This window comes from Actinomadura chibensis NBRC 106107 (assembly GCF_001552135.1).
Taxonomy (GTDB): domain Bacteria; phylum Actinomycetota; class Actinomycetes; order Streptosporangiales; family Streptosporangiaceae; genus Spirillospora; species Spirillospora chibensis.
Genome location: NZ_BCQP01000066.1, coordinates 41,338 through 67,407 on the forward strand (window position 1 = coordinate 41,338; position 26,070 = coordinate 67,407).

Genomic DNA, 26,070 nt, shown 5'->3' on the forward strand with positions numbered 1-26,070 from the left:
CCAGTAACGGCGCTGGGCCTCCGCGACGGCGAGGGTGACGGCGGCGGTGAGCGTCCAGAGCAGGAGCGCGCCGAGGCGCTGGTCGTGCAGGGGCGGCGGGCCCCAGCGGCGGCCGAGGTCCTCGTACCAGCCGCCGCGGACGGCGCCGTCCCGCATGAGCGCGATCCCGGCGACGGCGTGCAGCGGCAGGACGGCGAACGGCGTCAGCGTCCCGGCCGTCCCGTGGAAGTAGGCGAGCCCGGCGGCGAGGAACAGCGCCAGCGCGAGCGAGTGCAGGGCGTGGTCGGCGAGCGACGCGCCGAAGAACGGCGACACGTACCACCCGTAGAGGCTCAGCAGGAGCAGCGCGGACGCGGTGATCGGCTGGGTCAGCGCCCGCACCGCCCGGCTGCCCGCCGCCTCGGCGAGGAGCCGCGCGCCGTCGCCGCGCAGGGCCCGCGACGCCAGCCGCAGCGGCGCGCCGTACAGGAGCAGCGGCGGGGCGACCACCCCGACGAGCACGTGCTGGACGGCGTGCGCGCTGAACAGCACCATGCTGTACCGGGACAGCCCGCCGCAGGTCGCGAGCAGGACGACCAGCAGGCCCGCCGTCCAGGACGCGGCGCGCCGCCACGGCCGGTCGCGGACGCGGGCGAGGGCCGTCCCGTAGAGCACGGCCCCGGCCGCGACCAGCACGGTGAACAGCGGGTCGGGCCACCAGTCGAGCAGGTACGGGCGGACGCCGGGCGGGCCGGGCAGCGGGAAGCCGAGCCGCAGCGCGACGACGTCGAGCGTGCCGGGCGCGTTCTCCGGCGGCGGCGTCCTCGCCAGCCCGGTCGCGAGCGCCATCGTCGCCGCCATCACGAGGATCTCGGCGGCGGCGAGGCGGACGAACCCGCGCCGCCCCCGGCCGTCCCGCAGCGCGGGGAGGGTGGCGCGGCGGTGCCACCAGCCGAACGCGCCGAGCACGGCGAGCGCGGCGGCCTTCGCGACGACGAGCGCCCCGTACCGCGACCCGAGGTGGACGCCGCCGAGCCGCACCCACGCGTTCACCGCGCCGCTCGCCCCGACGACGAGGAACGACGCGAGCGCGAGCGTGCTGTACCGGCCCGCCATGTCGGCGAGCCGGACGTGCGGCGCGACGGTGACGAGCGCGACGAGCCCGCCGACCCACAGCGCGACGCCGCCGACGTGGGCGGCCAGGCTGTAGACGGCGAGCGCGTGTTGCGAGGCGTTCGCCGCGTGCCCGGTGAACAGCGGCGGCAGCAGCCCGGCGAGCGCGCCGGCCAGCAGGTACCCGGCGGCGCGCGGCGCGCCGGGCAGGCTCGCCGCGACGGCCAGCGCGACGGCGGCGGCGAGGACGAGCAGCAGCGCCCGCCCCTGCGGCAGCTCGACGAGGAACGTCCGCATCATGCCGCCGGTGAGCCCGGCCGGGCCCGTCCCGAACAGGTCGAGGACGGTGCACACGATCAGCGCCAGCGTGCACAGCGCCCAGAGCAGCGCGGTCGCCGACGCGGCCCGCAGGCACCGCCGGACGACCGGCGACGGCTCCCGGACGAACACCGCCGCGACCAGCAGCCACCCGACCGTCAGCACCGCCGCCGCGTTCCCGCCGAGCTTCGCCACCGACAGCCCGGCCTTGGTCAGCGCCCCGGACTGCGACAGCCCCGGCGTCGCGGACGCGCTGAACGCCCCGCCGACCCGCACGACCACCGCGAGGACGACCAGCGCCAGCGCCGCCGCGCCGATGGCGAGCATCGTCCGATCGGTCACCGGGGCGGGGGCCGCGCCGGTCGCCGTCGCCGGGGGCGCGGGGCGCTCGTGTGTCGTCACGGCCGGACATACGCATAAGGCCGTCTGAAACGTTCAAGCCGCAATAAGGTTCAGGCCGCAATAAGGTACCGCCAACCGATCAAGCGCTGAGGAGCGGGATGAACGCCCCGGATCAAGGCAGCAACACGTATCTGGAGAAGGTCGTCGCGCAGCAGGCGGAGCTGGAGGGCGACCTCAGGGCGAGGCGCTCGTCCTCGGCGCCGGCGGCGCTCGCGCCGGGCGCCGTCCCGCCGCCGCCCGGCCCGCTCGCCAAGCGCGACCGGGCGCTCGGCGGCGCGCCGTCCGGGGAACGTTCCGCGCCCGGCCCGGTGGACGTCCGGATCAGCGGGTTCTGGCGGTGGAAGAACGTGCTCGTCCCGCCGAACGCCTTCGTCGTCCACACGCGGCGCGGCCGGGACGAGCCGCTGCACATCGGGCTCGGCGTGTCGTTCCGGTTCAACCCGTCCACGGACTCGTTCCTCGTGGTGCCGGGCGCGACGCAGACGATCCTGATCAACGCGTACTGCATCTGCCGGGAGCTGCAGGGCGTGCTCGTCCAGGGCTACGTCCAGTGGATCATCCAGGACTTCGGGACCGCCTACCGCAAGCTCGACTTCGGCGACGCCGACGACCCGATGCGCCTGGTCAACCTCCAGCTGCGCGAGCAGGCGGAGGCCGCGATCAAGGACAAGGTCGCGACGATGGGCGTCCGGGACGTCCTCAGCGACAAGCAGCCGATCATCGAGGAGCTGACCGCCCGGCTGCGCGGCGTCGCCGAGGGGCAGGAGGGCGACGAGGGGCTCGGGCTCCGGATCGTCACCGTGCAGATCAAGGAGGCGGTGGTCAGCTCGTCCCGGCTCTGGGAGAACCTGCAGAAGCCGTACCGGGCCGAGCAGGGCCAGATCGCGCGGCTCGCGGAGCTGGAGGCGGAGGAGGCGGTCGCGCAGCGCGAGATGGCCGCCGCGCGGATCAAGGAGACGCAGCGGCTCGAACACGAGCGGGAGCTCGCCGAGCTGCGCGCCCGCAACGAGTCGCGGCTGTTCGACACGGAGGCGGCCGAGAAGCTGCGCCGGACGAAGCGCGAGCACGACGACCAGCGCGAGGTCGCCGAGCTGCAGACCGAGACGACGCGGCACGCCCTGCTGATGGAGCGGGAGCGGCACGCCGAGGAGGCCGAGACGGGACGGCTGCGCATCGAGCGCGACCACGAGCTGGCGCGGCTCCGCGCCGAGGGCGAGGCCGCCGTCGCCGAGCTGCGCGCCCGGTCCCGGCACGAGCAGGAGCTGCTCGACCTGGAGCGGGAGGGCGCCCGCGCCGCGCTGGAGAACGAGCGGACGCCCGCCGCGCTGCAGGCCCGGCTGATCGGCGAGCTGCCGCAGATCATGGCGCGGCTGCCGAAGCCGGACGAGCTGCGCGCGATCACCGTCAACGGCGTCGACCAGACCAGCGTCGCCGGGCTGGTCACGCAGCTCGCCGCCGTCGTCGGGGCGCTCCGCGCCGCCGCCGGGGACGCTACCGGCGCCGACCAGGGTCGGGGATAGGCGGGAACCGGACGGGCAGCGCGGTCAGGGCCCGGTGGAACGGCCCCGGCCGCCACTCAAGCTCCTCGACCGGGACGGCCAGCTCCATCTCCGGCACCCGGTCGAGGAGCCGCTCGATGGCCACCGCCGCGATCAGCCGCGAGTGGCCCTTGGCCGGGCAGGTGTGCGGGCCGCCGCCGAAGGCGAGGTGCGCCCGGTTGCCCGTCCGGTCGCCGGACGCCCGCGACGGGTCGGTGTTCGCCGCGGTGTAGCCGATGATGACGGGCTGGTGGGCGGGCAGCCGGTGGCCGCGGAACTCGGTGTCCCGGCGGGGGAAGGTCGGGCCGCAGTTGGAGATCGGCGGGTCGGTCCAGAGGACCTCGTCCAGCGCGTCCTGGACGGGCAGCGTGCCGCCGGACAGCCCGCCGAAGAACCGGTCGTCCGACAGCAGCAGCCGCAGCCCGTTCGCGACGAGCGAGTTCAGCGGCTCGGTGCCGGAGGCGAACAGCATCCCGATCTGGTTCGCGGTCTCGTCGTCGTCGAGCGCGGCCGGGTGCCGGATCATCCAGGACGTCACGTCCCGGCCCGGGTCCGCCTTCCGCAGCGCCACCAGTTCCTGGACCGCCTCCGAGAGCATCGCGAGGGACGCCTCCGGGTCGGCGCCCTCGATGATCCCGGCCATGCCCCGCTCGTACCGGTCCGCGAGGTCGCGCGGGCAGCCGAGCATGTCGGAGAGGACGAGCAGCGGCAGCGGCCGCGTGTACTGGTCGATCAGGTCGGCCTTGCCGTCCCCGGCGAACTCGTCGATGAGGGCGTCCGCGCTGGTCTCGACGTAGCGGCGCAGCTCGGCCGGGTGGACGCGGCTCAGGCTGTCGACGATCGCCGACCGGAACCGCGCGTGCACGGGCCCGTTGGTGGCGAGCGCGTTCGGCCGGGCCATCAGGATCGGCAGCACCGGGCAGTCCGGCCCGACCTCCTCCTCCCACACCGCGCTGCCGCGCGGGAACCGGCCCGGGTCGCGCATGATCTCCAGCGCCGCGTCGTACCCGACGACGAGGGTCGCGGGCACGCCGGGCGCCAGCTCGACGGGCGCGAGCTCGCCGTGCTCCCGCGCCAGGTCGTAGACGCGGACGGGGTCCCGCGTGAACTCCGGCCCGTACATCGGGATGCGCCCGTCGTCGTCGGCGCTGAGTTCCGTGGTGTGCTCGGGGCTCTCCGCGGTCACTGCTTCTTCTCCCGGGTGGTGGTCACGAGGTGGTCGACGAGCGAGATCAGGGCCTCGGTGGACGACCTGCGGTCGCGGGCGTCGCAGTTGACGAGCGGCGTGCCGGGCGCGAGGTCGAGGGCCTCGCGGACCTCCTCGTCGGGGAAGCCGGGCGAGCCGTCGAAGTGGTTCACGGCCACCGCGTACGGCAGCCCCTGCTTCTCGACGATGTCCATGACGGCGAACGACTGCTCCAGCCGCGCGGTGTCGACGAGGACGAGCGCGCCGAGCGCGCCGCGCGCGAGGTCGTCCCAGAGGCGGTTGAAGCGCTTCTGGCCCGGCGCGCCGAACAGGTACAGGACGATGTCGTCGCTGAGGGTGAGGCGCCCGAAGTCGAGCGCGACCGTGGTGGTCGTCTTGTCCTTGATCCCGGCGAGGTCGTCGACCGTCGCGCCGGCCTGCGTCATCCGCTCCTCGGTGCGCAGCGGGCGGATCTCCGACAGCGTCCCGACGAACGTGGTCTTGCCGACCGCGAAGTGCCCGACGATGAGGATCTTGACGGACGTCCTCACGGTGTCGCGCAGGTAGGGCGTCTCAGAGACGAGCCCGGAGTCCATCGAGCACCTCCTGAAGGAGCGAGACCTGGGACGGCTGGGCGGCGGCGGGGGCGCCGGCGCGGGTGCTGACATGGCCGCTGTCCACCAGGTCGGACAGCAGCACCTTGGTGAGCCCGACGGGCAGGCCCAGATGACCGGAGATCTCCACGACCGACAGCGCGCCGCCGCGGCACAGCTCCACGATGCGGACCTTCTCCGGGCTGAGGCCGGTGAGCGGCGGGCCGGGCCCGCCGCTCGCGATGACGAGCGTGACGAGGTCGAACACGTTGCGGGACGGATGCGCCCGCCCCCCGGTGACGACGTGCGGACGGACGAGCGCCCGCTCGTTCCGGCGCCGCGTCATCCGGGTCGGCCCGCCCCCGGCCGCGGCGGGCTCGTCATCTCCTTGCCGAGCCGCTGGACGAGCTCCTGCAGCCGGAACGACACGGTCTCCATGTCCACGTGCTGCGTCGCGGACACCGCGAGGTACGCGCCCGGCCCGGCCGCGACGAGGAACACGTAGCCGTCGTCGAACTCGTTGACGGTCTGCCGCCACGTCGTGCCGGGGTCGCCGCAGAACTCGGCGGTGCTGCGGGCGAGCGACTGCAGGCCCGCCATGCCCGCGGCCTGGCGCTCCGCCTCGTCCCTGCCGATCCGCTCGGAGTGCGCCATGAGCAGGCCGTCCGCGGAGAGCAGGATCGCGTAGCGGGTCTCCGGCATGCGGAGCGCGTCGTCCAGCATCCAGCCGAGCCGGTTCGTACCGTCGTCCATCGCGCCGTTCCCCTCGTTCATCGCCGCTGCTCTCCGCCCGCCGTGCCGGGCCCCTCGTCGCCGGGGGCGCCGTCGCCGGGCGGTGTGGCGGCGCGGCCGGACCGCGTCCCCCGCTGCCAGGCGCCGAGCCCCTTCGCCGTCTCCCGCGCGGGCCGGGCGGGCGGCGCCGCCTCGTCCGTCCCGGCGGCGGCGGTGTCGGCGGGGGGCGCGTCGGCGGGGGGAGGTTCGGCCACCGCGACGCGGCTGCGTTTCGGCAGGCCGCCCGCCGTGGACGCGGGGGCGGCCGCGGCGGCGGCGACCGTCTTCGGCGCCGGGCGCGGCGCGGCGGCGGGCTCGGGCTCCCGGTCGTCCGGGACGTTCGTGAGCAGCGCCGACGGCACGAACACCACGGCGCGCACGCCGCCGTAGGGGGAGCGGGAGTCGACCGACACCCGGAAGCCGTACCGGGCGGCGAGCACCCCGGCCACGGCGAACCCGATCTGCGGCGGGTCGCCGAGCCGGTGGATGTCCACCGACGCCTCGCCGGACAGCAGGTCGGACGCGCGCTGCAATTCGTCGGCGTCCATCGCGACGCCCGCGTCGTCGATCATGATGGCGACGCCGTTGTGCGTGGAGCGGAAGTTGACCTCGACGGTGGTGTCGGGACGGGAGTGCCGCGCGGCGTTGTCGAGCAGCTCGGCGAGCGCCAGCACGACCGGCTCGACGGCCCGGCTGGTCACCGCGGAGTTGAGCGCGCCCTCCAGGTTGACGCGCAGGTAGTCGCGGATGCGGGAGGTGGCGCCGCGCACCACGTCGGTCAGCGAGGACGCCGAGCGCTGCTGCCCCGGCCACGACCCGCACAGCACGGCGGTGGCCTGGGCGCGCCGTCCGAGCTGCGCGTTCATGTGGTCGATGCGGAGCAGGCCCGCCAGCACGTCCGGGTCGTCGTGCCGGTCCTGCATGGTGGAGATGGCGAGCTGCTGCTCGTTCGCGAGGCTCTGCACGGCGCGCATCATCGCCCGCAGCGTCGACTTCGCGGACTGGTCGGCCTGCTCCTTGACCTGCTCCGCCGACCCGGCGAACAGGTCCATCACGGTGCGCAGGGAGTGCGCGAAGGCGGGCGCCTCCCGGTCCACGTCGTGCAGCGGGCCGACGAAGCGCGCCCCCGGATCGCCGAGCGACCGCAGCAGCTCCGGCAGCCGGACGTCCGCGAGGTGCCGCAGCTCCCGGTCGCGCAGCTCGACGCCGCGGGCCAGGACGGCGTTCCGCGCGCGCAGGAGGTCGGCGGCGCGGCGCTGCTGGACGAGCAGGACCGCGGTCGCGATCCCGGCGCCGGCCACGAGGACGAACGCCGTCGCGAAGAGGAAGGGCTCCATCAGATCCTCGGGTGCACACGAATGGGGCGAGGCGGGCCGTCGCGGACCGCCTCTCGGCCGGGGGGTGGGTTTCCGGGCGCATGCGAAACGCCGCGGTTTCGGCACCGTAGGACGGGCGCGCGCCCGGGCGCTTGCCCCCGGGCGCAAGGATTTTGCGGCATCGCGCATCGGATGGTCACACACCGTCGGAATCGCCTCACTTTCCGCTGGAAACGCCTGTTCGGACGGCCCGGATCGGATACGCTCACCTGCGCTGATCACCGTCCGCGCGGCCGGGGTCGGCCACGGGCGCGGCGGCCCGCACGCCGGGCGCGCCATGGACGGGACGCATCGGCGGAGGGCCTGCGGTGGACGACATCCTCGGCGGGCCCGCCCGTGCGGACCGCGCCGCCTACCGGCTCGCCCTGTACCGGTCGGACCGGGCGGGCGCCATCCACGCGAGCGACATCTACGCGGGCGGCGCCTACGCGAGCGACGTCTACCCGGGCGAGGTCCGCGAGCACGGCGGGCACGAGCGTGGCGGGCACGACCGGGACGAGGACGTCTACCGGTTCCTGCTGCCCCTGCACGGCGAGCTGGTGGTCGTGCTCGACGACGGCGGGGAGGCGCCGCTCCGTCCGGGCACGGGCGGCCTCGTGCCGTCCGCCGCGACGCTCCGCGCCGGGCGCCACCCGCCCGCCCGCGTCCTGGTCCTGACGATCCCCGCGCGCGAGGTGGACGGCAGGCTGCTCCCGGAGTCCCCGTTCGCCGCCGGGCTCTCGGCCGAGCTGGACCTGTCCGCCGGGCTCGGCCGCGTCGTCGCCGACATGGTCCGGGCCGTCGGGGAGGAGCGCGAGGCGCTGACCGAGCGGCAGTTCGAGGCCGCCTGCGACCGGATCACCGAGCTGCTGTGCATCGTCGTCGCGGGCCGGCGGGCGGGCGGCGACCGGCCGCCCGCGCCCGGCCACCTCGCCGAGGTGGAGGCGGTGGTGCGGCGGTACGTCCGCGATCACGTCACCGACCCGGCGCTGACCGGGGCGCGGGTCGCGCAGGCCCTCGGCTGGTCGTTGCGGCAGGTGCAGCTCGCGCTGCAGCGGGCCGGGACGACGCCCCGCGAGCTGATCCGCGAGGAGCGGCTCCGGCTCGTCCGGGACCGGCTGCGCAGCCCGCTCGACCGGCACGTCACGATCACCGACCTGGCGCACGCGACGGGGTTCTCCTCGGCCAGCGCGCTCAGCCACGCGTTCCGCAGGCGGTTCGGCGTCAGCCCCCGCGAGCTGCGGCGACAGGGGCCGCCGCGCACCGCGCGGTGACGCCGGGCCCGCCCTGGCACGCGTTGTCTGGCACGGATTTCCAGGCTGCGCGGACCAATCTGGGGTTAATATTCGACTGAAATCAGCAAACGGGGCGAAAGACGGTCAGGAGCGCGCTCGTGGACCTCGGCCCCCACCATCTCCGGATGATCGAGGCTATCGCCGCGACCGGCAGCATCAGCAAGGCCGCGGCCCGGCTCGGCCTGACCCAGCCCGCGGTGAGCACCATGCTCCGCCGGGTGGAGAGCCACCTCGGCGTTCAGTTGTTCGTCCGGTCCCCCGAGGGCGTGACGCCGACGCCGGTCGGGGCGGAGGTCGCCACCCGCGCGCGGGCCGCGCTCGCGAGCATCGACGACCTCAACGCCGCCCTCGCGCACCGGATCAGCGACCCGTCGGCGATGCCGCTGCTGCGGGTCGGCGTCCAGGTGTGCCCGGTGCTGACCGGGCTGAGCGAGCACCTCGGCGGGCTGTCCCCGGCGTCCCGGCTGCACCTGCGGGTCGACCAGGGCGGCGGGCGCATCCCCGCGCTGCTCGCCTCCGGCGCGCTCGACATCGGGCTGTTCCAGGAGCCGTTCGAGCACGTCCCGCGGCCGCTGGGCGCACTCGAACGGCTCGTCCTCGTGGAGCGGGAGCCGATCCTCGCCGGGATGTCGTCCGACAGCCCGCTCGCCGCCCGCGAGACCGTCGAGCTGGCGGAGCTCGCCGAGCTGGACTGGGTCGACGACCCGCTCGACGACGGCCCGTGGCCCGCGTACATCCGCGGGGTGTGCGCCGGCGCCGGGTTCCAGCCCCGGGTGCGGTACTGGGCGAGCGACTGGGGGATCTCCGCCTCCATCATCCGGTCCGGGCGGGCGGTCGGGCTGTACCAGCCGACCGCGAGCCCCCGCGAGGGGATCGCGCTGCGCCGGATCGAGGGCGACCCGATCTCGCAGCGGATCGTGCTGGTCTGGCGCCCCGAGGCCGAGCAGGCCGCGGCGCGGCTGCGCGGCGTGTTCAACGACGTGTACATGGACCTCGTCCGGGCTCAGCGGGTGTACAGCGAATGGTGGGACGAGCATCCCGAGGCGCATCCGGCGTTACCCGTGGCCGCGTCCCGAGAGGCGGACTCCGCCCGGGAGGCGGGTTCCGGGAAGGGGGGCGGTTCCCGGAACCCGCTCGGAGGCGGCTAGTAGCTGCCCGGGGTACGGCGTCGTCGCGCCATGACGACGCCGGCCGCGGTCACCAGTCCGCCCGCGCCGAGCGCGAGGAGGACGGGCGCCGGGCCCCTGTCCGGCGCCCGATCGCTGACGCCGGTGGTGGGCGAGAAGCCGCCGAGCTTCCCGGAGCGCTGGTACGCGGAGCCAGGGAGCTTGTCCGCGTAGCGGCCGTGCACGAGCTTCTGGTACGACCCGACCGTCACGCCCTGCTTGACGGACGTCTTCGCGGTGTCGTTCAGAGGCGTGACGCGGCCGTCCTTGAGCCGGTACCAGGCGTGGATCTGCGGCTCGGTGAACACCTGGCCGCCGTCCGCCTTGGCCGGGTACACGGCCTCCTCGGTGCCGGAGATCACGTTCATGATCGTCCAGTCGGCGCCGGACTTGGTGAGCCACACCGTCGCGTGCTGCCCGGTCGCCGACTTCGCGCCGACCGCCATGTAGGCGAACTGCGCGACGGGAGCGTTCGGCGTCCCCTTCACGAACTCGGGGTTGAGCGAGTACACGGGGTGGACGGCGCCCTCAAGCCTCGGCGCCTTCGCCGCGATCGCCGCCTGCGGGACGGCCTGGTTGGTGACCTGGCCGCGGTTGTGCTGGTCGAGGTGGACGAAGAACTGCCCGATCCGCTGCTGGGCGGCGGCGGAGGAGGCGACCTTCGCCGCGGCGGCCTCGTCCGCGGACGGCCCGGCGGCGAACGCGGCGTTGCCGCCCATCAGGACGGTGCCGCCGATGAGCGCGGCCGCGGTGAACTTGGCCGCGTGGTTGACCTTGTTGTCGACCTTGTGGTTGATCTTGGTGTTCCGCATGTCAGGCACCCACCTTCGACAGGGCCTCGCCCCAGCGGAACTGCCCGTTGCTGACGTAGCTGCTGTGGCTCATCTCGCCGTACCTCGGGCTCGCCGGCCACGGGTCGCCGTAGGAGAGCGTCTGCCCGGTGTACCCGTAGATCACCTGGGCGTGGCCGCCGCCGGCGGTCCAGTAGATGCCGGTCTCGATCGGGCGCCGCCCGTCGATCTCGGTGACCACGGCCTGGTACGACAGCGGTCCGGTCACCTGGCCCGGGGAGAGCCCGAGCTTCTGGAACGCCGTCTGGTCCCACTGCAGCTGGCCGGGCTGGTTCGGGCACTGGCCGCCCGCGGGGCGGTTCCTCGCGAGGTTGCAGAACTCGTTCTGGCTGACGTTCCCCTTGCCGTGGAACTTGGCGATGGTGAGCCCGCTTGCGGCCCAGCACCACTGGTTCTGCTGCTGGACCTCCTGCTGGATCTGGAGGACGCCTGCCGAGGCGACCCCCGACGACACCGCGAAGGTGGTCGCCGCTACGCCCGCGATACCGGCCGCGAGCCGTAGGCGTGCCCGGGCGGGTCGGGTACGCTGTCTCATTCGCTTCCGCCTTTTCTCCCGGCTATCGCCGTGCGGCCTCCCGTCCGGGCACGGTGCGCGCGAAGGGCCTCCGTTTCGCCGGACGGGAGCACTGGCCGGCGGGAGGACGGATCGCACACCTCGCGGTATCCCTACCGGTGCCGGGGGAGTCTTCCGGGCGGGGAACCCCGGGCGAGAGGCCGTAGGAACACCATGACAGTCTCATTGGCGGCAATTCGCCGGTAATGTCAGCAGGTCATAACTGCGGTGTATATGGCCCTATACGCCCAGGTCGGGTGGGGTGCGGGCGACGCCGGGGCCGGTCCGCGCACCGGTCCGCGCGGCGTCGCGGTCCGCATGGAAACGGTGGATCCGGTCACACTCCCCGACATGGCTGAACGCGACGGCGAGCCCGTCACGGCCGTGGTCACCTGGGACGTCAAGCCCGGCCGCGAGCGCGAGTTCGAGGACTGGGCCGAGGGCATGCACCGGATCGCCATGCGCCACCCCGGGCACCGCGGCGCGACCTGGCTGCGCGCCGAGGGGTCGCGGAACCGCTACTACACCGTGGTGAACTTCGACGACCGGGAGCACCTGGACGCGTGGCTCGGGTCCCGCGACCGCGCCGACTGGCTCCGCCGCCTGCACGGGATCGCGGCCGAGCGGCAGCCCCAGACGACCGGCCTGGAGACCTGGTTCAGCCTGCCGGGGGAGTCGGTGCCGCCGCCGTCCAAGGCCAAGATGATCGTCGTCACGTTCATCGCCGTGTATCCGATCAGCCTGGCGCTGAACGCGTTCGTCACCCCGCTGACCATGACGTGGCCGGTCGCGGTGAAGGCGCTGACGTTCCCGGTGATCCTCGTCCCGCTGCTGACGCTGCTCGTCATGCCGCTGCTCAGCAGGGCGTTCCGGCGGTGGCTGTACCCGGTCGGGCGGGCGCACCGCCCCGCGAAGCCGGGCCGCTGATCAGACCAGCAGGTCGTGGAGTTCGCGGACGGCGTCGCGGAGCCGGTCGGCGAACGCGAACATCGCGTCCGCGACCGCGTGCGGGGTGCTCAGGTAGACGTTGAACCGGTCGGGGAGCAGGACGTAGGCCACGCCGATGCACTGCTCGCTGGTCGACCCGAACCCGAAGTACCGGATGTTCTCCGACGGCGCCGAGCTGGTGCTCAGGTAGTCGTCCCGCATGACGAGCCAGCCGGGCGAGGCGAACAGCCGCGGTGGCTCGGTGACGCCGACCTCCGCGCCGCGCCGCCGCTGGATCAGCTGCAGCTCCCACAGGTGCTGCTCGGGCGCCTGCCCCGCCTGGCACTCGCGGGCCCGCCGGACGTGCGCGTCGGCGGCGGCGCGGAACGCGTCCCGGCGGATCCCGCGGCCGGCGGCCGGATCGTCCATGACGTCGGCGAACCGCACCGCCTCGGGCGTGACGACCCGCATCGCCTCGGTGCGGCCGTGCCGGTAGTGGCGGGTCGCGATCGACTCGTAGGTCGCGCCGGTCAGGCCCTTCGCGCGCCGGTGGGCGAGCTGGTAGGCGAGCTGGACGAACGCGTCCGGCGACGTCCCGAGCCGCTTGATCTCGGTGGACCCGAACGTCGCGAACGACACGGTCGTCGTCGCGGTCGCGGCGCCGTAGGCGGCGAACGCGGCGGCGGCGTCGCGGATGTCGCGGCGGAGCGCGTCGTCCAGCGCGAACTCGATCGGCTCGATCACCGGGAGCCCCTGCGACCGCGCGCCCGACCGCCGCGACAGCACCGCCGGGGACATGCTGAACAGCGCGTCCACGAAGCTGAGGACGGTGGTGCCGTCCAGGCCGCAGTGCTCGACGTTGATCCCGGCCGTCCCGTCCGCGAACACGACGAACGACACGGCCTTGTCGAACCAGCGGTTGCCGCTGTCGCCGTGCAGGAGGTGGTCGCACGCGTCGAGGGTGTTGCGGGGGACGAAGTCCTCCAGGCAGACGCAGAACAGCGCGGTCTCGATCTCGTCCAGCGCCCGCGCGTTGCGCGGGTCGGCGGCGAGCAGGGCGGTGCGGCTCGCCGCCCAGTCGGCGCGGGCCTTGGTGGTGAGGTGCCCGGCGGACGGCTCCACCGCGGGCTCCGCCTTCATGATCGTCTCAAGGCCGGCGGTCAGCTCGTCCAGGGCGTGCGGGCGCCCCTCCGGGCCGAGCACGTCCATCCGGATCAGGTTGCCGCGGAAGAAGACCACGATGTGCCGGGCCTGCGACGGGCCGGGCCACGCGTCGGAGTACGGGCCGCGGACCGTGTCCTGCTCCGCGCCGGGGATGCGGGTCGTGGAGAACAGGAACTTGTTCTGCACCATCGACAGCGGGCGCCCGCGCAGCACGACCGGGGGGACGGCCTCGTCGTCCAGCCGGATCTTGTAGTCGAGCGCCGCGGCGATCAGCCCGGCCGCGCGCCGCACCTGGCCCTCGTCCGACTCCTTGAACAGGAAGAAGAAGTTGGCGTTCAGGGCGATGCGGTCGCGGCGGCCGAGGTAGCGGTACGGCCAGAACGTGTCGAGCCAGCTCTGCACGCCCTCCGACGCGTCGTAGCGTTCGAGGGCCGCGTGCAGCTTGCGGCCGGGGCCGTCCGGGCGGGCGAAGTCGGCGACCGCGGCCTCCGTCCGGGCCCGCTCGTCCGGGGTCAGCAGCGGCGCGCACCACTCCAGGAACCGCTCGCAGGTCGCGTCGAGCGTCGGGAGCGGCACGCGCGGCAGCGCCGCCTCGTTGCCGAAGGTGCGGGACGAGAGCTCATCGCTGGGGTTGCTGGCGTTCACTTCGATCCTCGTGTTTCCGGGCGGTGCCCGGCCCGCGCGGGCCGGGAACGTATGGGCCGGGACGAATAGAGCTGGGCGTAGAGCCAGCCGTCGGTCTCCACGCCGGTGGGGTCGACGCCCGCGGCGCGGAGCCGGTCCAGGACCCGCGCGCGCTCCCGCGGCGTCGCGAACCGCCGCTGCCGGAACAGCCCCTCGTGGCGGACGGTCCGGTACCCCGCCGCGGCGAGGGTCTCCGCGATCGGCTCGAAGGGGAACATGCGCAGCACGAAGTGCGCCATCCACGGCCGGTTCCCGCCGGGCCCGCCGAGGATCCTGGAAATGGTCCGCTCGGTGACGTATCCGAGGCAGCCGGTGGAGATGACGAGATCGGTCCCGTCGAGCCGCGCGCGCTGCTCGGCGGTCGGTTCGCCGTTCTCCAGATCGGCGTGGACGGCGCCGTCCAGGAATCCGGCTTCGAGGGCATAGGAAAGTGCTTCCTCCGAGGCGTCCAGGCCAAGGAAACGCATGGGGTCAGTGCGGCTGCCGGAACGGACGAGCTCCCTGTCCCGAGTCAGCAGCGACTCGCGTGTCCGCCGATGCGCGTCCGGGTCGGCGTAGCGATCGTACAGCTCTTCCATCGTCGCCCCGTATTTCACGAGGGCGGCGTTGACGCCGTAGGAGCAGCCGATGTCCAGAACGGTCGGGACGGGCACCCCGCACGCCTCCCGGTATTCGCTGATCAGCCGCCGGAAGTACGGTTTCGCCAGCTCCGGTATGGAGTAGTCGAGTTCGCGGAGGGTGCCGAAGTAGGCCCGCGGATCGGGCCGCGTGTAGATGTGGTCGAACGAGGTCTTGCCGGTCTCGCCGGTGCGCATCGGACGCCCCTAGTCCAGCAGCCCGTCGACCCGCACGGCACGCCCCTCCGCCGCCAGGTGCGCGGGCAGGACGCGGCCGAAGAGCTGCCGCGTCCGCGCGACGCTGCCGACGACCCCCGGACGCTCGCTGTAGGCGAAGATCGCCGTGTGCCGCGCCGTGCTCCCGGCGACCCTGGCCACCCGGTGCAGCGAGTACCGTCCCTTGAATAACTGCAGGTCACCGGGCCGCAGCGTGAGCCGCTGGACGAGGTCGCCGCCGCGCCCGGCCAGCACCCGGCCGACGTCGCCGAAGTTCTCCGCGTCCGCCGACCGGATGTTCGGGCAGTACTCGAAGCCGCCGCCCGCCTCGGCCTCCTGGACGAGCATGCTCACCGTGAACTCGTTGGTATCGAAATGCCAGGGATGCTCCATACCGGGTTCGACGACGTTCAGGCACAGCCCCGACAGCGGATCGGCCAGCTCGTACACGACCGGCATTCCGAAACAGGCGGCCGTCAACCGGCGGAACAGCGGATTTGAATAAAGCCGGTGGATGATGAACGCGGCCGGGATCCGGTCGCGCGGGACGAACGCGTTGCCCCGCTCCATGGTGACCCGTCCCGGATGACCGTCCGGCAATGGCGTGGTGACGTCGATGTTGTAGGCGTTCACCGTTTCCACGTCGGTGTGGGCGAACGACGCGGACTGCGCGCATTCCGTGCGCAATGCGTCCAGCAATGCGGGACGAATGAAGTCGGGCAGCACGCAGCAGCCCGTTTTCGCCAGCTCCGCCCTGGCCCGCGAAATGACGGGGAGCCATCCGTCCGGCAGATAGCGGTCGGCGACCACCCGCCCGAAGTCCTCCGCTGCGTCCATGACCGTCCTTTCGGCTCGGCGCGCCGCATACGCGTTCTAGCACAATCCGGCCGCAAGATCAGGACCGCGGCGGCGCGCTCCGCGGCGGGGCGCGGACCGGCGGCGGGGTGGCGATCGGCGCGACTTTCCGCGAACCTTTCCTCACGCGGCGGCGTCACCGTCCTGTGGAACATGATCGAGGAGGCTGGGAGCGCGGGATGGACTGGCGGCTGACGGACTTCACCGAGGAGCGCGAACTCGGACGCGGCGCGCAGGGCAGGGTCGTCCTCGCCCGGCACACCGGCTCCGGGACGCCGGTCGCGATCAAGTACCTCGTGCAGGGCGACCCGGGGGCGCTCGCGGCGCTGCGCTCGGAGGCGCAGATGCTCGGCCGCCTGACCAGCCCCTACGTCGCGCGCCTCTACCAGTTCGTGGAGCGCGAGCAGGGCGCGGCGATCGTCATGGAGGCGATCGACGGCGCGTCGCTGAAGGCCGTCCTGCGCGAGCACGGCGCGCTCGCCCCGGAGGCGGCGCTGCTCGTGCTGAAGGGGTCGCTGCTCGGGCTCGCGGCGGCGCACGCCGTCGGCGTCGTGCACCGCGACTACAAGCCCGCGAACGTCGTCGTCCAGGCGGACGGGCTCAGCAAGCTGGTCGACTTCGGCGTCGCCGTCCTCGCCGGGCAGGGCTCGCTCGCCGGGACGCCCGTCTACATGGCGCCCGAGCAGTGGCGCGGCGAGCCCGCCACCCCCGCCACCGACGTGTACGCCGCCACCTGCGTGTTCGTCGAGTGCGTGACCGGGCGCCGGCCGTTCGCGGCGGACCAGCGGGCCGCGCTCATGAACCAGCACCTGACCGCCCAGGTCGACGTGTCGGACGTCCCCGAGCCGCTGCGCCCGCTCGTCCTGCGCGGCATGGCGAAGGAGCCGGGGGAGCGCCCGGCGGGCGCCGCGTCGTTCGTCACCATGCTGGAGTCGGCGGCCGTCGCCGCCTACGGGAGCGACTGGGAGCAGCGGGGCGTCCGCGCGCTCGCCGCCGCCGCGGTCGCGCTGGCCGCGCTGTTCCCGCTCGGCGCGCTCAGCGTCGCCCCCGCCTCCGGCGCCGCCGGCGCGGCCGGGGCGGCCGGAGCCGCCGGGTCGGGCGCGGCCGGGTCGGGCGGCGGCGCGGGCGCCGCCGGGGCGGCCGCGGGCAAGGGCATCCTCGCCACGGCGGCGGGCAAGGGCGCGGTCGCCGCCGCGGGCGCGGCCGTCGTCGCCGCGACGGCGGGCGGCGCCGTCTACGCCACCCGCGACCACAAGGAACCGCCGCCCGCCCCCGTCGCGGTCGTCGCCCTCGCCGCCCAGAACGAGACGCTTCGCGACCCGGAGATCGTGGTGCAGAACGTGCAGTACCCCAAGGTCAGCGGCCTGCGAGACCCGGCGCTCGAACGGCGGATCAACGCCGAGCTGCGCGGCCCGCTGGACCGCCTCATCGCGATGTCGCGGTCCCTCGCCACCAACGTCGGCTGCCACGGCAAACCCGTGAAGATCGGTACGAAGACGCGGCTCGGGCTGCGCGGGCCCCGGCTCGTGTCCGTCCGGTACTTCCAGGTGACCGACAACTGCCAGCAGGCGGACGGGTCGCCCGGCGGCGAGGTCGTCACCGTCGACCTGCGCACCGGGCGCAGGCTCACCGCCGCCGACGTGTTCCGTCCGGACGTGCTGACGGACGCGGGCGCCGCCCGGCTCAGGTCGATCGTCGCGCAGCACCCCGTCGGCAACGAGCGCCGCTGGTCCGACTGCTCGCCGGACGGCCGGTTCCGGCGGTCCGACTTCTTCCCGGGCAGGACGATCGCGCCCGGCCAGCGGAGCGCGCCGCCGTACCTGAGCGCGTTCTTCACGCCCGCCGAGTTCCAGCTCTCCTACCTCGCGGGCGGCAGCGACGGCTGCGGCGACCTGAACTTCGGCGCGTCGTACGCGAGCGTCCGCGCGCTGCTGAAGCCCGAGATCGCGGCGATGCTGCCCAAGTAGGGGGGCGTCCGGGGCCCGGCCGGTCCCGCCACATTGGACGCGGCCGGGCTGGGTACACACTCCGCGACGGAAACGGAGCACCAAGCCGAGGAGACGGCCCGGGACGGCGACCGATGCTGAGAGAGCTGGTGGCGGCGAGCCACCTGATGTCGATGGAGCAGTTGCCGGACGCGGTGGCCTTCCACGCCGCGGACGCGGGTCTGCACGACACGCTGATCTACGTCGTCGACCTGCAGCAGACGGTGCTGCGCCTGGTCACCGGGAAGGGGCCGGACGCCCGCCGCGACCCCGGGGCGGAGATCGCGGAGTACAAGGTCGACGGGACGATCGCGGGCCGCGCGTTCCAGACCCTCCGGCCGGTGACCGGCCAGGCGTTCGACGACGGTACGTGCCAGTACTGGCTGCCGATCCTCGACGGGTCCGAGCGGATCGGCGTGCTCAGGGTCACGATCCCCGCCGAGGACGACCGGGCGAAGGAGGACGCCGAGTACCTCGCGGGCCTGGTCGCGCTGATGATCGTCAGCAAGGGCCCCTACAGCGACTCGCTCTCCCGGCTCGTGCGCACCCGGGACATGTCGGTGTCCGCCGAGATGCAGTGGCGGCTGCTGCCGCCGACCACCTTCGCCAACGACCTGGTGGTCATCGGCGCCGCCCTGGAACCCGCGTACGAGCTCGGCGGCGACACCTTCGACTACGCCCTCGCCGGGGACACCGTCCATCTCGCGATCTTCGACGCGATGGGCCACGACACCACGGCGGGGCTGACGTCCAACCTCGCCATCGCGGCCTGCCGCAACAGCCGCCTCCAGGGCGCGGGCCTCATCGAGACCGGGCAGGCGATCGAGGCGGTCCTCGCCGAGCAGGACGGGAACGGCCGCTTCGTCACCGCCGTGCTGGCCGAACTGGACCTGCGGTCGGGGTTCCTGTCCTGGATCTCGCACGGCCACCCGCCGCCCGTGGTCATCCGCGACGGCCGCTGGGTGACGACCCTGGAGTGCCGCCCCGGCGCGCCGCTCGGGACGGAGCTCGGCGACACCCCCGAACTGTGCAGCGAGCAGCTCCAACCCGGCGACCGCGTCATCCTCTACAGCGACGGGATCGTCGAGGCCCGCGACCCGGAGAAGCAGGAGTTCGGGCTCGAACGGTTCGTCGACTTCATCATCAAGCGGGAGGCGGACGGGCTGCCCGTCCCGGAGACGCTGCGGCGCCTCATCCACAGCATCCTCGAACACCACTCCGGACGCCTCGACGACGACGCGACCGTCCTGCTCGTCGAGTGGCACGGGCCGTCCGGGGACAGCGCCCGGGCGCGGGAGCGGCAGTTGCAGACCTGACCGTCACGGCTGCGGCGCGGGCCCCCGCACGTACCGGACGGCCCACCGCCCGAGCCCGCGCGCGATGCCGAACAGGATCAGCGCGACACCGGCCAGCGGCAGGACGAGCAGGACGATCTGCAACCCCGAGGTGATCAGTTCGAGCGCGCCCGCGCCCCGCGACGCCTCCGCCGCGAGCCGCTGGATCATCCACCAGTCCTTGGAGACGAGCGCCGGGACCTGGCTGATGATGAGGCCGAGCTGGAGCAGCAGCACCGGGATGATCGTCAGCACCCAGATCGTGACGAAGATCTGCGGCCAGCGCTTGAGGTCGTCCAGCCGGGCGTCGGCGGGGCGGCGCAGCAGCGTCCGGCGCAGGATCGGCCCGATGTACTTGAACAGGTCGGGGATGCCGATCAGGTCGGACATGATGTAGTACCCGTCGAACCGCAGCGTCGGCAGCAGTTGCTGGATCATCTCCAGGTTGACGTACAGGACGGCGACGAGCAGCGGCTCGAACCCCGTCTGCAGGTAGGCGAGCGTCAGCCCGACGACGAAGAGGGCGTTGAAGTAGACGCCCGCGAGGTCGGTGCGGAGGCGTCCGCCGCGTCCGAGCCGGTACGACTCGGTGATGTCGGTGTAGAACGCGGGCCAGACGAGGTAGATGCCGCAGCCCATGACGCCGGGCCGCACGCCCCCGTACCGGCAGGCCGTCGCGTGCCCGACCTCGTGGAACGCGCAGGACGCGACGCCGAGCCCCATGACCAGCAGGATGCTGACCGGGTTCATGATCGCCGTGGTGATCGCGTCCACCATGGAGCGGGTGGTGAGCAGCCACGTCTCGGCGGCGCCGAACGCGGCGAGCATCGCGATCAGCACGACCGGCCGGAACAGCCAGCCGAACAGCCCGCCGACGAACCAGGTGAACGACTCGGGCAGGACCGCGACGCGGAACTTCAGCCCGAGGAACGGGTCGGCCTTCACCGGCTGGGCGGGGGTGCCGTCGCTGTAGGTCGTGACGCCGAGCGGGGCGAGCTTGCGGTCGGCCAGGTAGACGACCTGCTCGCCGGTGAGCCGCGCGCCCGCCTGCTCGCTCACCGCCGCGGCGACCCGGTCGAGGGCCGCGGCGGCGTCGCCGCCCGCGAGGTCGCGGTGCTCGTGCAGCGCCTTCGCGACGAGGAACAGCAGCGGCGGCAGCCGGACGAGCTGCCCGTTGGGCAGCCGGACGAGCTCGGGCGGCTCCCGGTAGCCGGAGTTCTTGAACTCCCCGACCAGCTCGGCGCCGTCGACGAGGGCGGGCAGCGTGAGGGCGGCGGGCGGCTCGGCGCCGTCCACGGCCGGGGTCGCCGGGGTGCCCATCAGCCGTGCTGCTGGACGACGGTGCCCGGGACGCAGGTCAGCGAGGAGTACGGCGCCTGCGCGAACAGGCCCGTCCCGAGGAGGCCGGCGGTGCCGGGGGAGTTGGTCGCCTGGCAGGCGTAGACGATCGTGGTGTCGCCGTCCCCGGCCCCGCCGAGCGGCGCCATGGCCGACAGCGGCAGCCGTCCGGGCAGGACCTCGGCGCAGAGGCCGTCGAGGTCGGCGAAGGTGAGCGTGCGAGGGTGCGTGTGGCTCATCGGATCGCTTTCGCGTCGTGTGGAGTCATGGGGAAAGGGCCGTGAAAGGGGGGAAGGGCCGACGGGAGAACGCCGGCCCTTCCCATACGGGCCAGGGGCCCGCTTTCATGCCATGCCGGATCAGTGACCCGAGACCACCGAGCTGCTCGCGCAGGTGAACGAGGAGGTCGGGTTGTTGGAGCTGAGCCCCAGCGCGCCGATGAGCCCGCCCTGCGGGTTGTTGTTGATGGCCTGGCAGTTCGGCACGACCGCGGTGGTGCCGCCGCCGTGGCCGCCGCCACCGTGGTTGAAGTTGAGGTTGCTGTTGTCGTTGTCGCTGCCGCCACCGACGAGAAGGGTGGACAGCACGGCGCGCTCCGGCAGGACCTCGCCGGCCAGCTTGTCCAGCTCGGTGTAGCTGAAGGACTTCATGTGGTTCCTTTTCTCCTTGTCACGCCCGGATCTCAAGGTGGATACCGGATGTCCCTTCTCCCGCCTCGGGTCGAGGCGAGATAGCTCTACGTATAGCAGATGTGACGGACGGTGGCCAACACGGGGCGTGACGGCGATTCCACGGCCGCGGCTCTCGCGCATGCCGCGCCCACGGTGGGTAGTACCGGGTCGTCCGAACGGAGAACGATGGGCTGACCAGGGGGAGCGGGAATGGCCGACAGGAGTTTCAGCATCGACGTCGCGGCGATCCGGGACAGGGCCCGGCAGAAGATGGCGGACGGCCCCGTCACGGAGGGCTACCGGCGCAGCGCCGACGAGGTCATCGGCGTGCTGAACGACGTGCTAGCCACCGAGATCGTCTGCTGGATGCGCTACTCCCGGCACGCGATCAGCGCCTCCGGGATCGACCGGGCGCAGGTCGCGGCGGAGTTCAGCGAGCACGCCGACGAGGAGCGCGACCACGCGATGCGCGCGGCGGAGCGGATCAACCAGCTCGGCGGCGAGCCGGACTTCAACCCCGACACGATCACGACGCGCTCGCACACGACCTACGACACCTTCGACGACTCCGACCTGAAGGGAATGCTGCAGGACAACCTCGTCGCGGAGCGCATCGTCATCGAGTCCTACCAGGAGATAATCCGCTGGCTCGGGGACGGCGACGTGACCACCCGGCGGCTGATGGAGCACATCCTCGAAGAGGAGGAGGAACACGCCGACGACCTCATCGACCTCCTCGGATACTGACGATTCCGCGGGACGAAGAAGGCGTTCGGACGGGACATCCTTGACCGAATCTTGACGGGCCCCTCGGGCGGCGGCGATTCGCTTCGTCGGGACGGGTATCGAGCCCGCATGGAATTCGGATACACGCTGCTCTGCGAGCAGACGCCGCCAAAGCAACTCGTCACCGACCTGGTCGAGGCGGAGGACGCCGGGTTCGACTACTCGGTCATCTCCGACCACTACTTCCCGTGGCTGGAGGACCAGGGCCATTCGGCCTACGCGTGGTCGGTCCTCGGCGCGCTCGCCCAGGCCACCGGCCGCATCCCGCTGATGACGTTCGTGACCTGCCCGATCATGCGCTACCACCCGGCGGTGGTGGCGCAGAAGGCCGCCACGATGGGCGTCCTGTCGGACGGCAGGTTCACGCTCGGGCTCGGCGCGGGCGAGAACCTCAACGAGCACGTCGTGGGGCGCGGCTGGCCCTCGGTGGACGTCCGGCACGAGATGTTCGAGGAGGCCGTCGAGATCATCAGGGCCCTCCTCGGCGGCGGCTACGTCAACTACCGCGGCCGCCACTTCACCGTCGACTCCGCGAAGGTGTACGACCTGCCGGACCAGCCCGTCCGGATCGGGATGGCCGCGTTCGGCCCGCGCGCCGGACGGCTCGCCGCCCGGCACGCCGACCTGATGATCTCCGACCAGCCCATCGGGGAGGTCGTCGACCTGTTCCACGGGGAGGGCGGCGCGGGGAAGCCCGTCTACGGGCAGATCCCCGTCGCGTTCGGGAGCGACGTCGAGGAGTGCAAGCGGCGGGCGCACCGCATCTGGCGGTTCTCGGTGCCCGCCTGGAAGGTCATGGCCGAGCTGCCGGGGCCGAAGAACTTCGAGGCGGCGGCGAAGACCGTCCGTCCGGAGGACGTCGCCGAGGCCGTCCCGTGCGGGGACGACGTGGACGACTACGTCCGGGCCGTCCAGAAGTGGGCGGACGCGGGCTTCACCCACATCGCCTTCTGCCAGTCAGGCCCGGACCACCAGAAGGACTTCCGCACCTGGGCGGAGGCGGACCTCCTGCCCGTCCTGCGCGAGCGCTTCGGATGAGCCGCCGGGGGAGCGGGACGCGGTCCAGCACGGACGACCCGCGCCCCGCTCCGGCTCAGCCGGTGCAGTACTGCCCCTGCTTGCCGATCGCCCGGTAGGGGCAGTCGGCGTAGTCGGTCAGCCGCAGCAGCGCCTCGCGGCTGCGCTGCACCTGCCCGTCGATCGCGGACGGCGGCGGGTAGAAGTCGCCCCCGCCCAGCTCGAACGTGAACGACACGATGCGCTGGTCGCCCCACGTCCAGTCGTCGGACGTGCCGTCGGTGATGTAGAGGTCGCTGTCCTGCTCCGGGGTGAAGCCGTTCGTCGCGGCGAGCTCGCGGCCGATGGTGCGGTGGACCGCCTCCTCGTCCGCGGACATGCTCCCGGGGACGGTGTCGCTCATCGTGTACCCGAACGGCCAGAGCACCAGTTCGGCGACTGAGTGGATGTCCAGGAAGACCTTGATCTGCTGCTTGCCGCCGACGACCCGGCTCCGCACGAAGTCCTCGATGACCTTCACCTCGGGCGCGGACTCGGCGGCCGTGCCCCGGTACGTCTCGCTCGCGCCGTTGCCGGACGACCCGCCGCAGCATCCCCACTTGTAGCTGAAGTTGCGGTTCAGGTCGGTGCCGACCGAGGTCGGGTTCGGCTGCCGGTTCTTGCGCCACATCCGTCCGGGCTGGGTGTCGCTCGTCATGTCGTAGACCTGGCCGTCGGGGTTGACCATCGGCATCACGTAGATCTCGTTCTCGTTCACGAGGTTCGTGATGCGGCTGTTCGTCCCGTACCCGCCCGTGAGCTGCCCGAGATAGTCGAGCGCCTGCTCGGCGGTGAGCCGTTCGCGCGCGTGGATGTTGGCGATGACGAGCATTTCCGGCTCGTTCTCGTCCGTCGCCACATTGTCGCTGATCTTCACGCCGACGATGTCGCGCCCCTCATAGGACTTCCCCGCCACGAACTTGCTGGCTATCTGCGGATGCGCGGCCACCACCGAATCCACTTCCTGCCGCATTTCCGCGTACGTGTGGTACGACGTCGCCGACTTCAACGGCCCGACTGCCCGAGGCGGCGCCGCCGTCACCGCGAACCCGAGCCCCCGAATCGCCCGGACCTCCGACGGAAGCGCACTGACCCGCAGCTCCGCGCCCTGCACGCGGTCGATCGCGGCCCCCGTCCCGGCGACCTGGTTGCGCTGCTGGACGGTCCGCACCCCCCGCACCACGTACTCGCCCGACGTCTCGGGCCCCGACGCGGACGAGGGAACGGCGACCCCGGCCAGCACCAGGGCCAGCGCCGCGACGACGGCGAAAAGGAAATGCGGTCTGCGGGACATGACGAACTACCTGCCATCGGCTCCGTGCGCCGCCGACCACACTGCGGAGTTTTCCCCAAGGCCGACCAAACGCTAGCGATAGCCGCCACAATGACCCGCCAACCCCCACCTGACAACGACCCCCCGTTAACCAGAAACACCCCCGGCCACCTGTCCCACCCGAAAAACAGCAGCTCAGAGTTCCCCGCCCACCACGCTTTTCAAGCCCCTCACCCCGAACTGTGAATTTTCAATTCCCCGCGAACTCCGGGGTGAGTGCCGGACGTCGCTTGGGGGTTAACTGTGTGTTGCTGATCGACTACCGGGTGGGGTGAGTGGGAAGGGTCTGTCGCGTTCGGGTTCGAGTGCGCGGAGGCGATGGGGATGGGTGGAGGGGCCGGGGTGCCTACGACGAGGGTGACGCCGGGGGACAAGCGGTATCCGGCGCTCAGCCGGGGGTTCAACCAGCGGTGGATCGGGCGGCCCGACTACGTCCGGCTGGTGCGGACGCCGGAGGAGGTGCGGGAGGCGCTCGCCGCGGCGCTGCGCGAGACCCCGGACGACCCGGAGCGGACGCGGATCACCGTCAAGGCGGGCGGCCACTGCTACGAGGACTTCGTCTGCGGGCAGGACGTGCGGGTGATCCTCGACGTCAGCCCGATGTGCGACGTGTTCTACGACGACGCCATGCAGGCGTACTGCGTGCAGGCCGGGGCGACGAACTGGCACGTGTACAGCCACCTGTACCCGATGAGCGGGAGGGCGCTGCCGGGAGGGTCGTGCTACTCGGTGGGGCTCGGCGGGCACATCCCGGCGGGCGGGTTCGGGCTGCTGTCGCGGCAGCACGGGCTCACCGTCGACTACCTCTACGCGGTGGAGGTGGCGGTGGTGGACGAGTACAAGAACGTCGAGCTGGTCGTCGCCACGCGGGACGACAGGGGCCCGCTGTACGACCTGCTGTGGGCGCACACCGGGGGCGGGGGCGGCAACTTCGGGATCGTCACCCGGTTCTGGTTCCGGGAGCTGCCGGAGCCGCCGAAGGAGGTGATGCTGACGGGTCTCGCGTGGGACTGGAAGGACTTCACCGTCGGCGAGTTCGCGGAGCTGGTGACGGCCTACGGCGAGTACTTCCGCGACCACCAGGACCCGGACACGGCGGAGGGGAAGCTGTTCGCCCTGCTCAAGCTCAACCACGTGAGCAACGGCCAGATCGGGCTGCTCGCGCAGGTGGAGGCCGACGACGCCGACGGCCAGCAGGCGATGGCGGAGTTCGTGAACGCGGTCGACGGGCGGATCCGTCCCGCCGCGACGGTCATCAAGTCGGTGATGGGCGAGCATTTCGTCCACATGGACATTCCGCGCGTGATGCCGTGGCTCACGGCGACGCAGGCGCTGAACGCCAGCGGGGAGAACCGCTGCGGCAAATACAAGTCGGCCTATCTGCGCAAGCCGTTCACCGACCAGATGATCGAGGCGATGTGGGCCTATCTCGGCAACGAGAGGTACACCCACTACGACAACAAGCAGGCGCTCATCCAGGTCGACTCCTACGGAAGCGCGATCAACCGGCCCGAGCACAAGACGGCGGCGCGGCAGCGCGACTCCATCCTCAAACTGCAGTACCAGGTGTACTGGACGAAGAACGACCCCGCCGAGGACCTGCACCTCTCCTGGATCCGCGACACCTACAAGGCGACGTTCGCGACGACCGGCGGCGTGCCCGTCGCGGACGGCGACGTCACCGACGGCTGCTACATCGGCTACCCGGACGTCGACCTGAACGGCGAGCCGTGGAACGAGTCCGGCCAGTCGTGGGAGACGCTCTACTACAAGGACGCGTACCGGAAACTCCAGGAGGTCAAGCGCCACTGGGACCCGCGGGACGTCTTCCGGCACACCCAGTCCATCCGCCCGAACGGGGCGCCCTGACGCGCGCCGCCGCCACCGGCCGGGGAACGGTGCGCCGCCGCCTGTCTCGCCTTTATTGCATTCATTGCCAATACTTGCGGCCGTGACGGCGGGGACAGTAGTTTCGTCGGGCGAT

At 72.7% G+C, this 26,070-nt stretch carries 23 protein-coding genes and 1 pseudogene; 9 read left to right on the forward strand and 15 right to left on the reverse strand.

All coding sequences use genetic code 11. The features are described from left to right. Positions 1–6: 6 nt before the first annotated feature. Positions 7–1,737, reverse strand: a pseudogene (locus ACH01S_RS46685) (bifunctional copper resistance protein CopD/cytochrome c oxidase assembly protein); the annotation flags it as partial. Between the two features lie 173 nt (positions 1,738–1,910). Here ACH01S_RS46685 and ACH01S_RS34325 point away from each other — a divergent pair. Then, the gene (locus ACH01S_RS34325; protein WP_067901765.1) at positions 1,911–3,332 is read left to right on the forward strand and encodes an SPFH domain-containing protein; all 1,422 of its coding nucleotides are present in this window, start codon (positions 1,911–1,913) and stop codon (positions 3,330–3,332) included. Here the strand turns inward: ACH01S_RS34325 and ACH01S_RS34330 are convergent. The 5 genes from ACH01S_RS34330 to ACH01S_RS34350 are packed head-to-tail and all read right to left on the reverse strand — an operon-like array spanning position 3,304 to position 7,237. After that, positions 3,304–4,536 carry a cytochrome P450 family protein gene (locus ACH01S_RS34330; RefSeq protein ID WP_067901768.1) on the reverse strand — a complete coding sequence of 411 codons (1,233 nt, stop codon included), beginning with the start codon at positions 4,534–4,536 and terminating at the stop codon, positions 3,304–3,306. The genes ACH01S_RS34325 and ACH01S_RS34330 overlap by 29 nt on opposite strands. Continuing rightward, positions 4,533–5,132: a GTP-binding protein gene (locus ACH01S_RS34335; RefSeq protein WP_067901771.1), complete on the reverse strand. Its 600-nt coding sequence runs from the start codon at positions 5,130–5,132 to the stop codon at positions 4,533–4,535. The genes ACH01S_RS34330 and ACH01S_RS34335 overlap by 4 nt, the downstream gene beginning before the upstream one ends. Continuing rightward, entirely contained in the window at positions 5,110–5,475 is a 366-nt protein-coding gene (locus ACH01S_RS34340) for a DUF742 domain-containing protein (RefSeq protein ID WP_067901774.1), read from the reverse strand. Before ACH01S_RS34340 ends, ACH01S_RS34335 begins: the two co-directional genes overlap by 23 nt. Beyond that, on the reverse strand, positions 5,472–5,903 hold the full coding sequence (locus ACH01S_RS34345; protein ID WP_246178690.1) for a roadblock/LC7 domain-containing protein: 432 nt from the start codon (positions 5,901–5,903) through the stop codon (positions 5,472–5,474). The genes ACH01S_RS34340 and ACH01S_RS34345 overlap by 4 nt, the downstream gene beginning before the upstream one ends. Then, positions 5,900–7,237, reverse strand: coding sequence for an ATP-binding protein (locus ACH01S_RS34350; RefSeq protein ID WP_067901777.1), 1,338 nt, complete (start codon positions 7,235–7,237; stop codon positions 5,900–5,902). The genes ACH01S_RS34345 and ACH01S_RS34350 overlap by 4 nt, the downstream gene beginning before the upstream one ends. Positions 7,238–7,584: 347 nt before the next feature. On the opposite strand from ACH01S_RS34350, the gene ACH01S_RS34355 reads away from it, so the two are divergent. Continuing rightward, positions 7,585–8,529, forward strand: a complete 945-nt coding sequence (locus ACH01S_RS34355) for an AraC family transcriptional regulator (protein WP_246236654.1) — start codon at positions 7,585–7,587, stop codon at positions 8,527–8,529. Between the two features lie 146 nt (positions 8,530–8,675). Continuing rightward, a complete protein-coding gene (locus tag ACH01S_RS34360) occupies positions 8,676–9,698 on the forward strand; it encodes a LysR family transcriptional regulator (RefSeq protein WP_148344334.1) in 1,023 nt (340 codons plus the stop codon). Here ACH01S_RS34360 and ACH01S_RS34365 read toward each other — a convergent pair. Both ACH01S_RS34365 and ACH01S_RS34370 read right to left on the reverse strand, forming a co-directional pair. Beyond that, entirely contained in the window at positions 9,695–10,528 is an 834-nt protein-coding gene (locus ACH01S_RS34365) for a hypothetical protein (protein ID WP_067901783.1), read from the reverse strand. The genes ACH01S_RS34360 and ACH01S_RS34365 overlap by 4 nt on opposite strands. Position 10,529: 1 nt before the next feature. Next, positions 10,530–11,102, reverse strand: a complete 573-nt coding sequence (locus ACH01S_RS34370) for a papain-like cysteine protease family protein (protein WP_067901786.1) — start codon at positions 11,100–11,102, stop codon at positions 10,530–10,532. A gap of 369 nt (positions 11,103–11,471) precedes the next feature. Between ACH01S_RS34370 and ACH01S_RS34375 the strand changes: the two genes are divergently transcribed. Continuing rightward, positions 11,472–12,047: an antibiotic biosynthesis monooxygenase gene (locus ACH01S_RS34375; RefSeq protein WP_246236655.1), complete on the forward strand. Its 576-nt coding sequence runs from the start codon at positions 11,472–11,474 to the stop codon at positions 12,045–12,047. On the opposite strand, the gene ACH01S_RS34380 is transcribed toward ACH01S_RS34375, so the two are convergent. From ACH01S_RS34380 to ACH01S_RS34390, 3 genes are read right to left on the reverse strand one after another with little or no spacing between them, the layout of a single operon-like run. After that, on the reverse strand, positions 12,048–13,856 hold the full coding sequence (locus ACH01S_RS34380; protein WP_067901789.1) for a choline/carnitine O-acyltransferase: 1,809 nt from the start codon (positions 13,854–13,856) through the stop codon (positions 12,048–12,050). After that, positions 13,853–14,710, reverse strand: coding sequence for a class I SAM-dependent methyltransferase (locus tag ACH01S_RS34385; RefSeq protein ID WP_067901792.1), 858 nt, complete (start codon positions 14,708–14,710; stop codon positions 13,853–13,855). The genes ACH01S_RS34380 and ACH01S_RS34385 overlap by 4 nt, the downstream gene beginning before the upstream one ends. 9 nt (positions 14,711–14,719) lie before the next feature. Then, a complete protein-coding gene (locus ACH01S_RS34390; RefSeq protein WP_246236656.1) occupies positions 14,720–15,565 on the reverse strand; it encodes a HalD/BesD family halogenase in 846 nt (281 codons plus the stop codon). Positions 15,566–15,762: 197 nt separating this feature from the next. On the opposite strand from ACH01S_RS34390, the gene ACH01S_RS34395 reads away from it, so the two are divergent. Beyond that, positions 15,763–17,550, forward strand: coding sequence for a serine/threonine-protein kinase (locus tag ACH01S_RS34395; protein WP_067901795.1), 1,788 nt, complete (start codon positions 15,763–15,765; stop codon positions 17,548–17,550). A 113-nt stretch (positions 17,551–17,663) separates the two neighbouring features. Then, on the forward strand, positions 17,664–18,884 hold the full coding sequence (locus ACH01S_RS34400; RefSeq protein WP_067901798.1) for a PP2C family protein-serine/threonine phosphatase: 1,221 nt from the start codon (positions 17,664–17,666) through the stop codon (positions 18,882–18,884). Positions 18,885–18,887: 3 nt separating this feature from the next. On the opposite strand, the gene ACH01S_RS34405 is transcribed toward ACH01S_RS34400, so the two are convergent. The 3 genes from ACH01S_RS34405 to ACH01S_RS34415 all read right to left on the reverse strand — a co-directional run bounded on the left by ACH01S_RS34405 (position 18,888) and on the right by ACH01S_RS34415 (position 20,890). After that, the gene (locus tag ACH01S_RS34405; protein ID WP_067901801.1) at positions 18,888–20,222 is read right to left on the reverse strand and encodes a hypothetical protein; all 1,335 of its coding nucleotides are present in this window, start codon (positions 20,220–20,222) and stop codon (positions 18,888–18,890) included. After that, positions 20,222–20,479 (reverse strand): hypothetical protein, encoded by a 258-nt coding sequence (locus tag ACH01S_RS34410; RefSeq protein ID WP_067901804.1) that lies wholly within the window; start codon positions 20,477–20,479, stop codon positions 20,222–20,224. The genes ACH01S_RS34405 and ACH01S_RS34410 overlap by 1 nt, the downstream gene beginning before the upstream one ends. A 120-nt stretch (positions 20,480–20,599) precedes the next feature. Next, positions 20,600–20,890: a hypothetical protein gene (locus ACH01S_RS34415; protein WP_067901808.1), complete on the reverse strand. Its 291-nt coding sequence runs from the start codon at positions 20,888–20,890 to the stop codon at positions 20,600–20,602. A 231-nt stretch (positions 20,891–21,121) separates the two neighbouring features. On the opposite strand from ACH01S_RS34415, the gene ACH01S_RS34420 reads away from it, so the two are divergent. Together ACH01S_RS34420 and ACH01S_RS34425 are read left to right on the forward strand one after the other, a co-directional pair. Then, positions 21,122–21,658 carry a ferritin-like domain-containing protein gene (locus tag ACH01S_RS34420; protein ID WP_067901811.1) on the forward strand — a complete coding sequence of 179 codons (537 nt, stop codon included), beginning with the start codon at positions 21,122–21,124 and terminating at the stop codon, positions 21,656–21,658. 108 nt (positions 21,659–21,766) lie between these two features. After that, positions 21,767–22,735, forward strand: coding sequence for a TIGR03557 family F420-dependent LLM class oxidoreductase (locus tag ACH01S_RS34425; RefSeq protein WP_067901813.1), 969 nt, complete (start codon positions 21,767–21,769; stop codon positions 22,733–22,735). A 55-nt stretch (positions 22,736–22,790) separates the two neighbouring features. On the opposite strand, the gene ACH01S_RS34430 is transcribed toward ACH01S_RS34425, so the two are convergent. Then, positions 22,791–24,047: a M14 family metallopeptidase gene (locus tag ACH01S_RS34430; protein WP_067901816.1), complete on the reverse strand. Its 1,257-nt coding sequence runs from the start codon at positions 24,045–24,047 to the stop codon at positions 22,791–22,793. A gap of 381 nt (positions 24,048–24,428) precedes the next feature. Here ACH01S_RS34430 and ACH01S_RS34435 point away from each other — a divergent pair, with 381 nt between their 5' ends. After that, positions 24,429–25,955: an FAD-binding oxidoreductase gene (locus ACH01S_RS34435; RefSeq protein WP_246236658.1), complete on the forward strand. Its 1,527-nt coding sequence runs from the start codon at positions 24,429–24,431 to the stop codon at positions 25,953–25,955. The last annotated feature ends 115 nt before the right edge of the window (positions 25,956–26,070 follow it).

What these genes read in the sequence shown, in the direction of transcription:
- ACH01S_RS34325 (WP_067901765.1), top strand. Translation starts at nt 1,911, where the DNA reads ATGAACGCCCCGGATCAAGGCAGCAACACGTATCTGGAGAAGGTCGTC.
- ACH01S_RS34335 (WP_067901771.1), bottom strand. Translation starts at nt 5,132, where the DNA reads ATGGACTCCGGGCTCGTCTCTGAGACGCCCTACCTGCGCGACACCGTG.
- ACH01S_RS34340 (WP_067901774.1), bottom strand. Translation starts at nt 5,475, where the DNA reads ATGACGCGGCGCCGGAACGAGCGGGCGCTCGTCCGTCCGCACGTCGTC.
- ACH01S_RS34345 (WP_246178690.1), bottom strand. Translation starts at nt 5,903, where the DNA reads ATGAACGAGGGGAACGGCGCGATGGACGACGGTACGAACCGGCTCGGC.
- ACH01S_RS34350 (WP_067901777.1), bottom strand. Translation starts at nt 7,237, where the DNA reads ATGGAGCCCTTCCTCTTCGCGACGGCGTTCGTCCTCGTGGCCGGCGCC.
- ACH01S_RS34360 (WP_148344334.1), top strand. Translation starts at nt 8,676, where the DNA reads ATGATCGAGGCTATCGCCGCGACCGGCAGCATCAGCAAGGCCGCGGCC.
- ACH01S_RS34365 (WP_067901783.1), bottom strand. Translation starts at nt 10,528, where the DNA reads ATGCGGAACACCAAGATCAACCACAAGGTCGACAACAAGGTCAACCAC.
- ACH01S_RS34370 (WP_067901786.1), bottom strand. Translation starts at nt 11,102, where the DNA reads ATGAGACAGCGTACCCGACCCGCCCGGGCACGCCTACGGCTCGCGGCC.
- ACH01S_RS34375 (WP_246236655.1), top strand. Translation starts at nt 11,472, where the DNA reads ATGGCTGAACGCGACGGCGAGCCCGTCACGGCCGTGGTCACCTGGGAC.
- ACH01S_RS34385 (WP_067901792.1), bottom strand. Translation starts at nt 14,710, where the DNA reads ATGCGCACCGGCGAGACCGGCAAGACCTCGTTCGACCACATCTACACG.
- ACH01S_RS34390 (WP_246236656.1), bottom strand. Translation starts at nt 15,565, where the DNA reads ATGGACGCAGCGGAGGACTTCGGGCGGGTGGTCGCCGACCGCTATCTG.
- ACH01S_RS34395 (WP_067901795.1), top strand. Translation starts at nt 15,763, where the DNA reads ATGGACTGGCGGCTGACGGACTTCACCGAGGAGCGCGAACTCGGACGC.
- ACH01S_RS34400 (WP_067901798.1), top strand. Translation starts at nt 17,664, where the DNA reads ATGCTGAGAGAGCTGGTGGCGGCGAGCCACCTGATGTCGATGGAGCAG.
- ACH01S_RS34405 (WP_067901801.1), bottom strand. Translation starts at nt 20,222, where the DNA reads ATGGGCACCCCGGCGACCCCGGCCGTGGACGGCGCCGAGCCGCCCGCC.
- ACH01S_RS34410 (WP_067901804.1), bottom strand. Translation starts at nt 20,479, where the DNA reads ATGAGCCACACGCACCCTCGCACGCTCACCTTCGCCGACCTCGACGGC.
- ACH01S_RS34415 (WP_067901808.1), bottom strand. Translation starts at nt 20,890, where the DNA reads ATGAAGTCCTTCAGCTACACCGAGCTGGACAAGCTGGCCGGCGAGGTC.
- ACH01S_RS34420 (WP_067901811.1), top strand. Translation starts at nt 21,122, where the DNA reads ATGGCCGACAGGAGTTTCAGCATCGACGTCGCGGCGATCCGGGACAGG.
- ACH01S_RS34425 (WP_067901813.1), top strand. Translation starts at nt 21,767, where the DNA reads ATGGAATTCGGATACACGCTGCTCTGCGAGCAGACGCCGCCAAAGCAA.
- ACH01S_RS34430 (WP_067901816.1), bottom strand. Translation starts at nt 24,047, where the DNA reads ATGTCCCGCAGACCGCATTTCCTTTTCGCCGTCGTCGCGGCGCTGGCC.